Source organism: Psychrobacter sp. JCM 18900 (assembly GCF_904846625.1).
Lineage (GTDB): Bacteria > Pseudomonadota > Gammaproteobacteria > Pseudomonadales > Moraxellaceae > Psychrobacter.
The window spans coordinates 15,134-29,120 of record NZ_CAJHBL010000006.1; the positions used below are offsets into that span (position 1 = coordinate 15,134).

The following is a 13,987-nucleotide window of genomic DNA, read 5'->3' on the forward strand; positions in this document are numbered from 1 at the left end:
TTAAAGGGTTTATTATTCACAATTTAAATATCCATTTTTGGCACTTATGTCAGCCAACTACTTAATCAGTTATCTATTATTCGATATCAACGCATCTTACTTAATAATACTACTTAACCAAACGTACTGGAGTCTTCGGACGTTTACCCAAATAGCTGAGTATCAGCAGCAGTGCCATGATAAACAAAATAGGATATTGACCAAAGCGCATAAATGGCGTATTACCAACTCGCGCCTGAATATCACCACGCAATACAGTACGTTCAAACTGCGGTGCACGCTCTACGATACGACCTTTGTGGTCAATGATAGCTGTCACACCTGTATTGGTCGCACGCATAAACCAGCGACCGTTTTCTAACGCGCGCATTTGTACCATCTGTAGATGCTGTAGTGGGCCTGCTGACGTACCAAACCAAGCATCGTTTGAGATGGTTAATAAGAAATCCGTGCCAATGGCATTTTTGCGCGTGGTATCTGGATAAGCCACTTCGTAACAGATGGCTGCGCCTAAATTATGCCCTCGCACACGTAGCGGTGACTGCTGATCACTGCCGCGACTATAGCTCATAATGTCTTGACTACCTGCCAGATTAGGCAAAATATCGAGCACGCCTTGGAATGGAATATACTCCCCAAATGGCACCAGACGTTGCTTTTTATACAGCCCCTCTGCCTGTGCCCCTAGCGCTACCACGCTATTATAAAATGGCGGATATTTATCTGTACTGGCATCAAACGCTGCTTCATCCTTATAAGGAATACCAGTCACCCATGTCGTGTCAGTCTCTTTGGCCATCGCGACCATTTCACTGATAAAACCAACAGCTTCTGTCTGAAACATAGGAATCGACGATTCAGGCCACAGCACGATGTCACGTCCCCACTCGTCACGGGTCAACGTTGCATAGATTTTTAGCGTCTCAATCTGATATTCGGTGAGCCATTTTAGGTCTTGCGGGATATTACCCTGAATCAAAGATACTGATAAATCAGGAGTGCCTTTTGGTTTGGTCCATTGCGGATTGATCAACCATAGCGCGCTACTAATGATTAACAATGCTATCGATGGAACCATATAGCCACCGCGGCGACGCAATAGCTCAACGATACTGGCAGCCAATAATACCGCTACAAAAGAAACCGCAAAGACGCCAGCCACAGGCGCGAGCGACGACAGCCAATACTGCTCAGTAAACGCGTAACCGACAAATAGCCAAGGAAAACCAGTAAACAACCACGTTTTCATCCACTCTTGAAGTATCCATAAGGCAGCAAAAGATAACGGCTGCTTGCCAACCACACGATTAAAGATTAGCGCCAAAAAGCCATGGAACAATCCCATGCCCAGACCCATGAGCGCAATCATAATCAGCGCAAGCCATGCGGGCGTATCACCATAAACGTGTATCGAGGTATATAGCCAAAACGCGCCAACACACCACAGCCCTGTACCGTAGGCCTGACCAATTAGAAAGGCGCGGCGACCTGTCATCGCTGGCACCAATAACGCGTACAAAATAGCAGGCGATACCAAGGCAACTGGCCAAATGCCATAAGGCGCGAGCGCGAGTATAAAAGCTGCCCCTGCCAGCCAAGCTATTAGTACCGTCAATCCCATATGTAAACCTTTTGGCTTATCGGGGTTCAGACGTTTTTGCAAATCAACAGTAGACAGACGCATAGCAGTTATCCAAAACCATATTTACTAAAATTTCTCAGCTAAGCTATGAGATAATACTCATGCAAAACCTGACTGCATAATGCTTTATGCAGGGCCACAAATAAAACCCACCCATGATACCAGTCAAAACCTACAAGTGGGTAAATTTGCGTAGCTAAAACCTGATTCTAAAGACCAAAAGGCAGAAAGCAAAAAACACGATTTTTCATCGTGTTTTTTATTGAATTTGCTAGAAATAAGCTTGCCAGAAAGTGTACTAATTAGGCATTTGGTATAGCCGTACAGAAAAGCTAATGGCTGCCTATCAATATCTGTTGCTCGGCATTGGTTTTGGTCAGCTCTAGATTTTGGATAAATCGCCCTTCTACATCGGTAATGGTAATTTTCCAATCATCTATCACGACGCTCTCGCCTTCTAAATCACCAACGAAGCCAAGTGCTTGCATGACCAGACCGCCCATCGTATCGACATCGGTATCGTCAAAACGACTACCCAGCTCATCATTACAGTCTTCAATTACTGTAGACGCTTGGACACGCCATGTGTTTGGTTTTTCTGGATCAGGGACGATATTGTTGATATCGCTATCTTCATCAAAGTCATCATGCTCATCGACGATGTCGCCAACGATTTCTTCCAACAAGTCTTCCATGGTGACCACACCACCAAAGTTACCAAACTCATCAACGACAATCGCCATATGTACTTGGGTACGCTGCAATGAGCGTAGCAAGGTATCAGAACGAGCCGTCTCACTGATATATAACGGTTGGCGCACCAAGTCTCTAAGACGCTTACTGTCAATTTTGTCTTCTTGGTTGCGAACCATATGTACCAGAATCGGAATCAAGTCTTTTGCCAATAAGATACCGATGACGGCATCATCATCTTGACTGTCAAAAACAGGATAGCGCGAGTGAGTGGTTTCAAGAATGATGTCCATCACTTCGGCAAGGCTGGTGCTCTCATGCAGACCAATTACTTGCGGACGCGGTGTCATGATTTCGCGGACTTGTGTCGCAGGCAAATCTAGCACGCCTTCTAACATATCGACAGTATCAGGCTCTAAAAACTGGCGCGAGTCTTGTACCAGACGAATCAATTCATCACGGGTTTCGGGGGCGGTCGATAGCCAGCGTTTTAAGCCGCGCATCGACCAACTACTCGGGCTGGGAGTGTCGTCAGACATGGTGGTGTGATTTAACCTCTTTAGTTAATAAAAATTAGAATAGTATTCAATAGAAAAACGAACAATACTCAATAAAAAAACAAGTAGAGCCTAGATGGGGATAAAAGTAGCAAATAAAACAGCTGGTTTGTTATTAATTAATGGATGAATAACAAATTTTCTAGTACAAATTAGCTTCACTTTATCGCAAGGCTCACCGACATTCAACGACAAATTCACTCAAATTGTATTGTCAGCGTGTTATAAACTTTGCTATGGTCAAAGCCTTTATTTATCAAAGCAAACCCTATGTCGCTACGTTCCGTTTTTTCTCGCTTACTCTTGTCGCGTTCACGCAGTCGACGGTCAGACAGTCGTGGCTTAGAGAGCCGTGGTTTAGAGAGCCTTGACTTAAAACGAGAAACATCAAAAAATAGCCCATCAGATAGCAATCAGCCAAAGCCTACATGGCGCCAGCGTCTTGTGACTTTTTTAATTGCCGTTACGTTATTGTTATCAGCGATATGGTTGTTACTCGCGATTTGGTATCAATACGGCGTCAGCTCAGTATTGACTTGGCTTTCGACAATAGCGATTGTAAGTATATTAGCTGCGCTGCTAAGTACGCGTTATTGGGATGCCGTCACAAAAGTATTGCACAGTGACTCACTATCTAATAAAAAGTCAGTTAGCAAAAGCACAGCAACCAAACTACTTATCGGCATATATAGCGCTGTTTGGCTTGTAGGTCTAGGTTGGTTTTTTTCTATTGAGCCCAAGCAGGATCGTGACTGGATGGCTGAGGTCGACCAACGGGTCTCTTATGAACGCGATGCGACCAACCCTGATTTAATTACTTTAACCAATGTTCGTAACTTTGATTGGCAGACTGAAGAAGACGCTACCGAGCATTGGGATACCCGTACGATTGATTTATCTAAACTCTCTGGCGTTGATGTGACCAACTCTTATTGGATGGGACCACTAATCGCTCATACCTTAGTTAGCTTTCGATTTGAAGGTGATAGACCACTTGCCTTCTCATTTGAGATTCGTAAAGAAGACGGCGAGTCTTTTTCAGCGCTGGCTGGGTTTTTTCGACGTTATGAGCTGAGCCTGATCGCCGCAGAAGAGCGCGATATTATTTACACTCGCAGCAATGCGCGCGGCGAGCAGGTTTATCTGTTTCCTATCAGTAATTTGCAGCAGCATGAAGTGAGGTCGCTATTTGAATCTTATCTAACGGCGGCTGATGATTTGAACGCTAAACCTGCTTGGTACAATACATTGCTCAGCAACTGTACCAATATTATCTTTTATATGGCGCGTATCGTCAGTGGCGATCGTTTGCCATGGGATTATCGGATTTGGGTCTCTGGTTGGTTACCGAACTATCTATATGATGTAGGCATGTTGGATGCGGCACCAGAAAAGAACAACCAGCCTTGGTCAATGAACACGTGGTATGAGCGCACTCATATCAACCCAAAAGCAAAGGGTTTCGATAATCAAGTCAACTCACATTCTGATATCGATAGAGATAAAAACAGCCGTAAATTCTCACAGCAGATTCGTCAAGATATTCCGATACCAGCATTGGCTAACTCGCAAGCCAGTGCGGAAGCAAAGGCCAAATCTACTGCTCAAGCATCTAACTAACGGTAGACTAAGGATTAACCCAGTTAACCACCCGCGTTTCCATCTCTTCATCAGACATACCGATTTCCGTGACACAGCGACCGGCGACGCCCACGTTGGCCGCTCGCATTTGTTGTTGTGTTACCACAGCATCCCCAGTCAATAATAAATGCCAACTTGGTAAGCCCTGCCCTTTATACAAACGCTTATAAGCGCAGTGCGATGGTAGCCACATCATCTTGGGTAAGTTGTCCATAGTCAGCTGAATACAGTCTGGTACGTGCTCCTGGCGCGTTGCATAGTGACTGCAATATCCTGTCGCGCAGTCCATCAACTGGCAGGTGACATCGGTATATTCGACTAGCTCCTCATCCACATTGCCGCTTTCATCTTCATCGATGTACTTAATCAAGCAGCAACTGCCGCAACCATCGCACAACGCTTCCCACTCGCTATGGTTTAGTTCTGTTAACGCAAATCGCGACCAGAACTGCGGACGTAGTGGCTCAGACTCATACTTAGAATCAACATCAGCATCAGCATTAGAGTCGGCATTGACACTATCAGGGAACAAACTTACCGGTTGCGCAGGCTTGGCTGCTGCGTCGAGACCTGAGTTCAAGTCTGATTGGTCATTATTTTTGTTTAACAAATTTATAGTCATAAAGTCGCTGTAGCATTTTGATAAAGAGCGTTACAGTATTATAGCTGTTTTTGCTAGACATGGGCGTTAAGGTAGTACGAGTTAGAAAAACGAACCAGCACAATGACGAATAATTAAAACTCACAACATAAAAAAGGACAATAATATGTCAATTAAGACTTTTGAATTAATCAGTACTACCGAAAACGGTGTAGAGCTTATCAGTTATGTAGCACTACCAGAAAATGCTTCAGATGAAAATCCAGCAGCAGGTATCTTGGTTGCACCAGAATGGTGGGGTGTGGTCGATCATCCAAAATCAGTGGTTGAGCGCTTGGCAGAAGCAGGTTATGCAGCAGTCGCTATGGACGTTTATGGTGAAGGCAAATTAACTACTGATGCAGCGCAGGCAAACATGTGGATGGAGCAAGTACTGGCCGATCAAGACATGCTAATGGCACGCTGCCGCTTGATTTTGAATGACTTCAGCGATCAGTTATCTGTCGATGGTGACAACCTAGGTGCAATCGGTTACTGTTTCGGCGGTAAAGTCGTCCTAGATATGGCTCGCGAAGGCATGCCACTAAAAGCCGTTGCTACTTTCCATGGTAACCCAACGCCAAAACAGCCAGCTGACAAAAACTTTGCAGCAAAAGTGTTGGTCGCTCATGGCCGTGATGACTCAATGGTATCAATGGATGCTATCGAAGGTCTAAAATCAGAGCTAGACGCAGCCGATGTTGATTACACTATTGACGTTTATGACAACGCTAAACATGGCTTTACCAATCCGCATGCCGATGAGCGCGCAGCCAAAAATGAAGTAGATCTTGGCTACAATGAAGCCGCTGCTAAACAAAGCTGGGAAAACATGCTTGAGTTTATGAAAGCCAATTTGGCATAAAAAAGATCTGGTATAAAACTCATCAAGAAGGGTAGCTTAATTATTAAGCTACCCTTTTATTTTGAGCAGCGTTTTAGCACCTGTCTTTTAGCCCAGTAATCAGAGTAGTCTTGTGCTTCTTATCAAATCACGTCATTATCACTTTACTATAAACTGGATTGAGTGACGAAGATGTTGTATCTAATGGTGACCCAGTTGGGCTGGCTGGCTTTTACGATTTTATTGATCGTAGTGGTCGCGTTATATACTAGGATAGCTCGAAAAATCGAGCATCTACGCCGCGATGTAACGACGCTGCAAGCTGAGCTGGAGCAGCAAAGACAGCGTAATATGACGCCTCCGTCTGCACCTTTCGTCGATAAAAGCAATTATGCGCGCAACACTGCTACTGACGATCATGATCTTAAAAACAATGTTCCTAAAGACAGTGACGCTAAAGACAGTGACGCTAAAGACCACGATGATAAAGAAACAACTTTCAACTCACAACACTCTTCTCCAGATAATCGGCTGCCTGTATCACCACCACCGCTTCCTACCGTTGCTTCAAACTCAACCATACATGCAGCATCAAACGTCTATGACGATAAATCTATAGACGATAACGCCTCGATAAATACGAAAAACACAGCACCTACCGCACCGATTGAGCCTGATGAACGCTCATTGCCTATTGTGACCTCGCTGATTCATTCAATCAAAAACTGGTTTTTCGGTGGCAACTTGGTCGTGCGAGTCGGCGTATTGGTATTGCTAGTAGGTGTGGTGCTCCTGCTTCGCTTATTAAGCGAATATATCGAGATTTCGATTGCCACGAAGCTGATAGCAGTTGGCGTTACAGGATTAGCATTAGCAGCACTTGGGTTAAAGCTGACGGCAAAACGCTTCTCATATGGGATTACGCTACAAGGCGCAGGCTTAGCAATTGCGTATCTAAGTACTTTTTTTGCTTACAGCGTTTATGAAATTATTACTAGTATCCCAAGCTTTATCGGGCTTGGTTTATTGTCTGCCATTACCATTGCTCTCGCCGTACGTCAAAACGCTTTTCCATTAGCATTACTAGCATTATCGGGTGGATTTTTTGCACCGATTTTGACCAGTGAAGATACTGGTAGCTTGGTCACCTTATTTAGCTATTATCTACTGCTAAACGTCACCATTGCCGTCATTGCTCACTATCGACCGTGGAAAATACTGAATCTATTCGGTGTGACTGTGACATTTGGCTTGGCATACTATTGGGGTATCAGCGAAAACCTGAGCACTGTCATTGAAACGCAGCGCTGGGCATTGGTAGCGTTAGTAACCTTACACTGGTTGCTTTACTTATTTGTCGTCATTCGTTATGCACAGCAAATCATCACTTATAATGCGCTAAACGAAAAAGACCTCAGTCATGCTGATAATGTAGATGACACAAAACACTTGGACAGAGCCCATGTAGGCAGCTCCTATGTATTTCCCATTGATACGGGCTTACTATTTTCAGTACCGCTACTGGCTTTTGGTTTGTTTTCTGCCTTATTAAACGACATCTCTAACGCCCTCACGATTACCAGTGCCATTTTGGCTATGGTTTATCTTGGGATGGGCTGGTTGTTCATCCAGCGCAGTAGACGCTATGCTTTAATCACCGAAGGGATGCTGGCATTAGGATTAGGATTTTTTGCGCTCGTTATTCCGCTGGCGCTAGATGCTGAATGGATTGCTTTTGGTTGGTCCGTACAAGGGTTGGCGCTAGTATGGTTTGGACGACGCTCGCTGCGATCATGGTCGGTATTATTCGGCTTGCTATTACAGCTCGTCAGCATTGGTATGCTAGTGACAACAGCAATATTCTCTATCACAGACTATCCCGTTTTAGCCTTTAGTATTTCAGCGCTCAGTTATCTAGCGACCGTCTTTATATTACGCGCTAGCAATTCACCTGCCGCGCTGATTAATAGCTTAGATAGTAGTAATAACCTTAGTAGCCTTAAAAATAAAGGCACTACAACATCCTCGGTCATACAATTACAAACCTCAGTAATACAATCACAAACATTGGACGGTGCATCAGATACATTAACTAGCTATGCGAGTGCGCTGGGTGTCAGTACGCAAGCGGCGCAGCAATGGCTGACCTCTATCGATAGTCAAAGCCGCGTATTCAAATTCGTTTGGCACAGCCCTAGATTCATCAAATTTTTGACACTGACCGCGATGGCTTGGATGCTACAAGTACTAATGCTTGATTTGCATCATTGGTTTGATATCTGGCAATCAAGCACGACGGTAATTGCACTGGCAGCACTCATCAGCTTGATCGCTTATTGGGTTATCAATCGCTATCGTCCGTGGGCGGAAATCAGACAGCTTAGTCATGGATTATTGGCCCTGTTCTACTTCATGCTAATACTGCAACTGCCACAAAAATTTGAGCGCAATCTAACATGGGCAACAGCGGAATGGTTGGTGTTCGTAAGCTTAATAATCGGTTGGCTGGTTATGGGGCAGCTATGGCTAAAAACATGGTCTGATACATTGTCTGATAATGACAATGTATCACGTTATACTGCTGCAAGCTGGCTAGGTACAGGGCTGTTGCTGATTGCTGCCGCGGCGCATTATGGCCTACCAGACTCTGATGGTGTGATGGCTTTCTTGTTTTCAGCGGTACTTATATTATTTGGACTATGGTTCAATCGTCGTTATCTCAGTCAAAATGCAGAAAACACATCAACTAATAAAGTTTCAGAACAAGGTCTGCTGTATTGGTTTGATTGGCAACAGGCACTATTAGGATGCGCTGCCATTTTTGCTCCCATTGCTTTACTGTGGGTTGTTCTTACCAATTGGTCTTATGACGGTATGATTTGGGAACTGTCTTATTTTCCATTGTTCAACCTATATGACATCACATCGTGGCTGACGCTATCGGTTGGTTTTAGTCTGTATTACATCAGCCAGCACAGTCACAATGAAATCGTTATCGAGTCGAGTGCAGATGCCAAATCCAAGCGCGTATTTACCGCTGAAAATTTGCTAATTGTATTGGGTCTGATCAGCTTCTGGTTAATCTCCAGCATGTTGGTCAGAACGCTACATGCCTTTATTGGCACACCGCTTTGGAATGACTATCAAGGCGGCGCATGGCAGAGCGAGCAGGTACAAACTGGACTGACGATTTTATGGACGCTTTTAGCCTTGGTCGCCACCATCATGGCGAGTCGATATTGGCAGCGCGCGCTTTGGTTTATGGGTATTGGATTATTAGGTATTGTCGTACTTAAGCTAGTCTTGGTAGATTTATCACAGACTGAGGCAATTTGGCGAGTGATATCCTTCCTTGGCGCAGGTAGTTTGATTCTGCTCATTGGGTATCTCGCCCCATTACCACCAGCACACGAGGAAACAGAAAACCAAAATCAAGCGTCATGACAAAGCTGGTTGGGTGAAATTGTGCCGTGAGCAAGGTGGTTCTGTAGTAAACTGGACACCATTAGAAAGTAAACGTTGATTGTTTTACTTTTAGCATTTTTTATAAAAGGTTATGAAAGCAGATGGATAAGAGAGCAAGTATTCAGTGGTTCCCTGGGCATATGAACAAAGCCCGTAACGAAATCAAAGAAGTCATGCCGCAGATGGATTTGGTCATCGAGGTCATCGATGCGCGGATTCCATATAGTAGTGAAAACCCAATGGTCGCAGCACTGCGCGGCGAAAAACCTGTTATCAAAATTCTGAACAAAGCTGACCTTGCCGATCCTGAGTTGACTCAAGCATGGATGGATTATCTCGAGCAGCAAGATGGGGTCAAAGCCATCGCTTGCGATACTGAAAAAGCCAATGATGTAAAACGTATCATCGCCATCTGTAAGCATCTAGTACCCAATAAAGTCGGGACTGGTCGTCAAATCAAAGCAATGATTATGGGTATTCCAAACGTTGGTAAATCAACGCTGATCAATACGCTAGCAGGACGCGCTGTGGCAAAGACAGGCGACGAGCCAGCCGTGACCAAGTCACAACAACTGATTAAGCTCGACGATGACATCATGCTCTATGACACACCTGGTATGCTATGGCCAAAAGTCGAAAACGAAAACTCAGGCTATCGTTTAGCAGCGACAGGCGGTATTCGTGATACGGCTTTTGACTTCGCTGATGTGGCAAGCTATACCGCTGAGTACCTAATGCAAGCCTATCCTGAGCTGCTAAAAACCCGCTATAAAATTGAAGAGCTGCCAAAGACTGATTGGGAGTTTTTTGAAGTGGCTGGACGTAATCGCGGCTGTGTACGCGCGGGCAACCAAGTCGATACGTACCGTATGTCTGAGATTCTCATTAACGAATTGCGTAGTGCGAAAATTGGTCGCATCACGCTAGAAACACCAGCGATGACTGAAGCGGAAGAAATCGTCGTCGCTGAACAACGACTCGCTGCTGAAGAGAAGAAAAAAGCGAAAGAGGAAGAAAAACGCTTACGTCGTCTAAAAACGCGGAAGAATCGTAAGTAGATTCTCCAATAATATAAGTTACTATGAATCCATTAATACCATCGGCTAAAACCATTCAAATTTATCTGCCAAAAGGTAACCCTCGTGGGTTGCGTTTGGCAGAGATGACTACGCGCACAGTAAGATTGATTGAAATTCCCCGTATCCACATTGACGATTTTTTTGCGATGGCCGATGCCAATCAAGTTGGTTTGTATTTTTTGATTGGTGATACCGATAGTGTAGAGAAGCCGTTACTCTATGTTGGACAAACTGGTGATCTTAAAAGACGTCTTAACCAACACGATGACAAAGAGTTCTGGACACGGGCTTTTGTCATGCTCTCAACTAATAACTCCATGACGCAAACCCATGCGCTATATATGGAACATAAGGCTATCGCAACTGCTATAGAGGTGGGACGTTACGAACTAAAAAATGGAAATAATGGTAATAAACCGCATACACCTGACCCATTAAAGGCTGATTGCGAGGAATTATTCCACACTCTTGATGTTTTACTATCCACTTTAGGACAGCCTATTTTCGAGTCCTTGGCTATTCATGATAGCCTTCATACCAACAAGACTTATGAAAACAAAACGACTGATTCCACCATTGCTAAAGTTGCTCAAATAATCGATGAAGCTCCAACGAAACCTATTCCAGCTCTGTTTTACTACAAGATAAAAGGTGGTGATGCTAAAGGATACTATGACGACGATGGCTTTGTAATATTAGCAGGTTCTCTAATACGGCAAACACAAACGTCATCAGCTCCGCCATTCGTGACTAAATTAAAAGAGAGTCTGCTCAGTAGCGGCAAACTCGTAGCCGTAAACGATAAAAGCTATAAACTCACTGAAAACCATTTATTTAAAACACCCAGTGGAGCCAGTGCTCTAGTATCAGGACGTTCGACCAACGGATGGATTGAGTGGAAAAATAAATCGGGTGAGACTTTAGACAGTGTTTATCGATAAACTCGTACTTCTCTATAGTGATACTATCTATCCCCTTTATTTATAAACAATTAAGCCTCATATATTGGTAAATAATTTTATCTATTTACCTTCTCGCTTGCCAACTATAAATCCAAATCCTATATATCCCTGTTCAACTTACAAGGAATACTCTTGCCTACTCAATCTTCTCAGTCATCTACTGCTCTAAACTCCTTTGCCCCGCGCCTACTCGACTGGTTTGCCGAAAACGGTCGCCATGACTTACCTTGGCAACAGCACCAGACCGATACGCCCAATCCTTATATCGTTTGGTTATCAGAAGTCATGCTTCAGCAAACGCAGGTGATCACTGTATTACCTTACTTTGCGCGTTTTATGGCGTCGTTTCCGACCGTGCAGGATTTAGCCGCAGCAGAATGGGATACCGTAGCGGAGCATTGGGCAGGACTTGGCTATTATGCACGCGCACGTAATTTGCATAAAGGTGCTAAACAGTTGGTTGAGGTAATCGATGAAACGGGCGAGTTTCCGCAGACGCTAGCAGGATGGGAAGCGATTTCGGGCGTTGGGCCATCAACTGCTGGCGCGATTATGGCGATGGGATTGCATCATTATGGCGTCATCTGCGATGGTAATGTCAAACGAGTGCTGACACGTTGGGCGGCAATTGACGGCGATATCACCAAATCTGCTACCACCAAAGAGCTATGGGCATTAGCAGAGCGACTGACACCGACAGAGAACTCAGGATTGTTTGCGCAAGCCATGATGGATATGGGTGCGACGTTATGTACGCGTAGCAAACCTGCTTGTCTATTATGTCCATTAAAAGAAGACTGCCTAGCCCATGCGCAAGGGCGCGAGACTGATTATCCCGTCAAAGCAAAAAAACAGCCCAAACCTAGTAAATTCAGTGATGCACTGCTAATCGAAAGTGTAGATGGTGACATACTATGGCTACAACGCCCTGACAACGGCATCTGGGGTGGATTATGGAGTTTGCCATTACAGTTTGTGGAAAAAGTTGACGGTAAAACGAGTGGTAGCACTGCGAAGAAAGTAGAAGCTAACGATGACAAACCATCGAATGTGCCAAATGATGTCCGCAGTAATGAAAAAGTATATGAGGCAGAATTTACCACTGCTGAGCAGATTATCAATGAGTGGCTGATAAAAAATGAACTGGTGGCAAAATCAGTTAGCAATACCTTGCTCGATGACGCCCCTATCAAGCATTCGCTGACGCATTTTCACTGGTATTTGACCCCGCGTAAATTGACGATCGACGCGACGCAGGTAACTGAGTTAAATCAGAAATTAGCAGCGGCTGAAATTGACTTTAAGTGGTTGACCGAACAAAAAGCGCAAGACAGCCTAGGGCTACCTCGCGCGATGGTTAAGATCTTAGAGTAAGAAATTGGAATAAAAAAAAGCGACTCATTATTAATATTGGGTCGCTTTTTTATAATGACAATATAAAGATAACTGGGTCTAAAGCACCCTAAGACTTTGGCACACGCAAACGCATCAGGCCTTCTTGTTGCACGGTGGCGACCAGCTTGCCATCTTGCCAAAACTGACCATGATTCAAGCCTTTCGCATTAGACGTGGTATCGCTCCACATGTCATAAAGCATCCATTTATTCAAATCAAAATCACGATGGAAATGCATCGAGTGATCGATACTGGCAGCTTGTAGACCACTGGTCATAAAGCTAACACCATGTGACATTAGCCCTGTGCCAACCAAATAAAAGTCAGACGAAAATGCCAATAGTGCTTGCTGAATAGCCACTGGCTGATTGCCCAATTCGCGAATGCGTAGCCAGTTTGCTTGCTTAGGTTTCATTGGTTCTGGGCTAATCGGATTACGCGGCTTTACTGGCTTAATCTCGACATGACGGCGGCGCATAAATCTTGCCTTTAGTGCTTCTGGCACTTTTCCGACATTCTCTTCTTTTAGATCTTGCTCTGTTAGCAAGTCTTCTGGCGGTGGATAGACAGGCATGTCTTCTTGATACTCAAGCCCATCTTCCATCGGTGAAAACGAGGCAATCATTGAAAATATTACTTGTTCAACAGGCGGCTTACCACGTACTTCTTTGTACTGAATAGCCGTGACTTCACGTGCAGACAAGCTACGACCATCACGCAATCGACGGACTTGGTATATCACTGGTTGGTTGATATCGCCACCACGCAAAAAATATCCATGCAGTGAGTGACAAGGTTTGTCTTTATCTAATGTATGAGCCGCTGCCATAATTGCTTGAGCGAGCACTTGCCCACCAAATATACGACTGCCCACATAGTCATGGCTTTTACCCTCAAACACATCAGGGGTAACTTCAATAAGCGCGATAGTAGCCAGCAGCTCATCAATCAGTTGTAGATTATCGGACATGACGATATGTTTCCTTATTTTTATCAAAAACGCTCAGCATCTGATGATATTGATGCCATATAGCCATCATATTTGAATGTAAAATAATGCGAGATCACT

General features: G+C 44.4%; 10 protein-coding genes. 6 read left to right on the forward strand and 4 right to left on the reverse strand.

What is annotated here, in order from left to right; all coding sequences use genetic code 11:
* Positions 1 to 109: 109 nt before the first annotated feature.
* A complete protein-coding gene (gene lnt / locus JMX96_RS11375; RefSeq protein ID WP_201569148.1) occupies positions 110 to 1,684 on the reverse strand; it encodes an apolipoprotein N-acyltransferase in 1,575 nt (524 codons plus the stop codon).
* A 290-nt stretch (positions 1,685 to 1,974) separates the two neighbouring features.
* A complete protein-coding gene (locus JMX96_RS11380; protein ID WP_057761902.1) occupies positions 1,975 to 2,874 on the reverse strand; it encodes a CBS domain-containing protein in 900 nt (299 codons plus the stop codon).
* Between the two features lie 288 nt (positions 2,875 to 3,162).
* Between JMX96_RS11380 and JMX96_RS11385 the strand changes: the two genes are divergently transcribed.
* Positions 3,163 to 4,512, forward strand: coding sequence for a DUF4105 domain-containing protein (locus JMX96_RS11385; protein ID WP_201569150.1), 1,350 nt, complete (start codon positions 3,163 to 3,165; stop codon positions 4,510 to 4,512).
* Between the two features lie 7 nt (positions 4,513 to 4,519).
* On the opposite strand, the gene JMX96_RS11390 is transcribed toward JMX96_RS11385, so the two are convergent.
* Positions 4,520 to 5,065, reverse strand: coding sequence for a YcgN family cysteine cluster protein (locus JMX96_RS11390; RefSeq protein ID WP_227677041.1), 546 nt, complete (start codon positions 5,063 to 5,065; stop codon positions 4,520 to 4,522).
* A gap of 235 nt (positions 5,066 to 5,300) precedes the next feature.
* Here JMX96_RS11390 and JMX96_RS11395 point away from each other — a divergent pair, with 235 nt between their 5' ends.
* The 5 genes from JMX96_RS11395 (at position 5,301) to mutY (ending at position 12,897) form a co-directional block, all read left to right on the forward strand.
* Positions 5,301 to 6,038 carry a dienelactone hydrolase family protein gene (locus JMX96_RS11395; RefSeq protein WP_102078159.1) on the forward strand — a complete coding sequence of 246 codons (738 nt, stop codon included), beginning with the start codon at positions 5,301 to 5,303 and terminating at the stop codon, positions 6,036 to 6,038.
* Between the two features lie 171 nt (positions 6,039 to 6,209).
* Entirely contained in the window at positions 6,210 to 9,461 is a 3,252-nt protein-coding gene (locus JMX96_RS11400) for a DUF2339 domain-containing protein (protein WP_201569154.1), read from the forward strand.
* A gap of 122 nt (positions 9,462 to 9,583) precedes the next feature.
* Positions 9,584 to 10,540: a ribosome biogenesis GTPase YlqF gene (gene ylqF, locus JMX96_RS11405; RefSeq protein WP_057761911.1), complete on the forward strand. Its 957-nt coding sequence runs from the start codon at positions 9,584 to 9,586 to the stop codon at positions 10,538 to 10,540.
* A 23-nt stretch (positions 10,541 to 10,563) separates the two neighbouring features.
* Entirely contained in the window at positions 10,564 to 11,502 is a 939-nt protein-coding gene (locus tag JMX96_RS11410) for a GIY-YIG nuclease family protein (protein ID WP_201569156.1), read from the forward strand.
* Between the two features lie 153 nt (positions 11,503 to 11,655).
* Complete coding sequence (gene mutY, locus JMX96_RS11415) at positions 11,656 to 12,897, forward strand: A/G-specific adenine glycosylase (protein WP_201569158.1); 1,242 nt, start codon at positions 11,656 to 11,658, stop codon at positions 12,895 to 12,897.
* Positions 12,898 to 12,985: 88 nt separating this feature from the next.
* Here mutY and JMX96_RS11420 read toward each other — a convergent pair whose 3' ends face one another.
* Positions 12,986 to 13,888, reverse strand: a complete 903-nt coding sequence (locus JMX96_RS11420; RefSeq protein ID WP_057761915.1) for an acyl-CoA thioesterase — start codon at positions 13,886 to 13,888, stop codon at positions 12,986 to 12,988.
* Positions 13,889 to 13,987 lie beyond the last annotated feature (99 nt).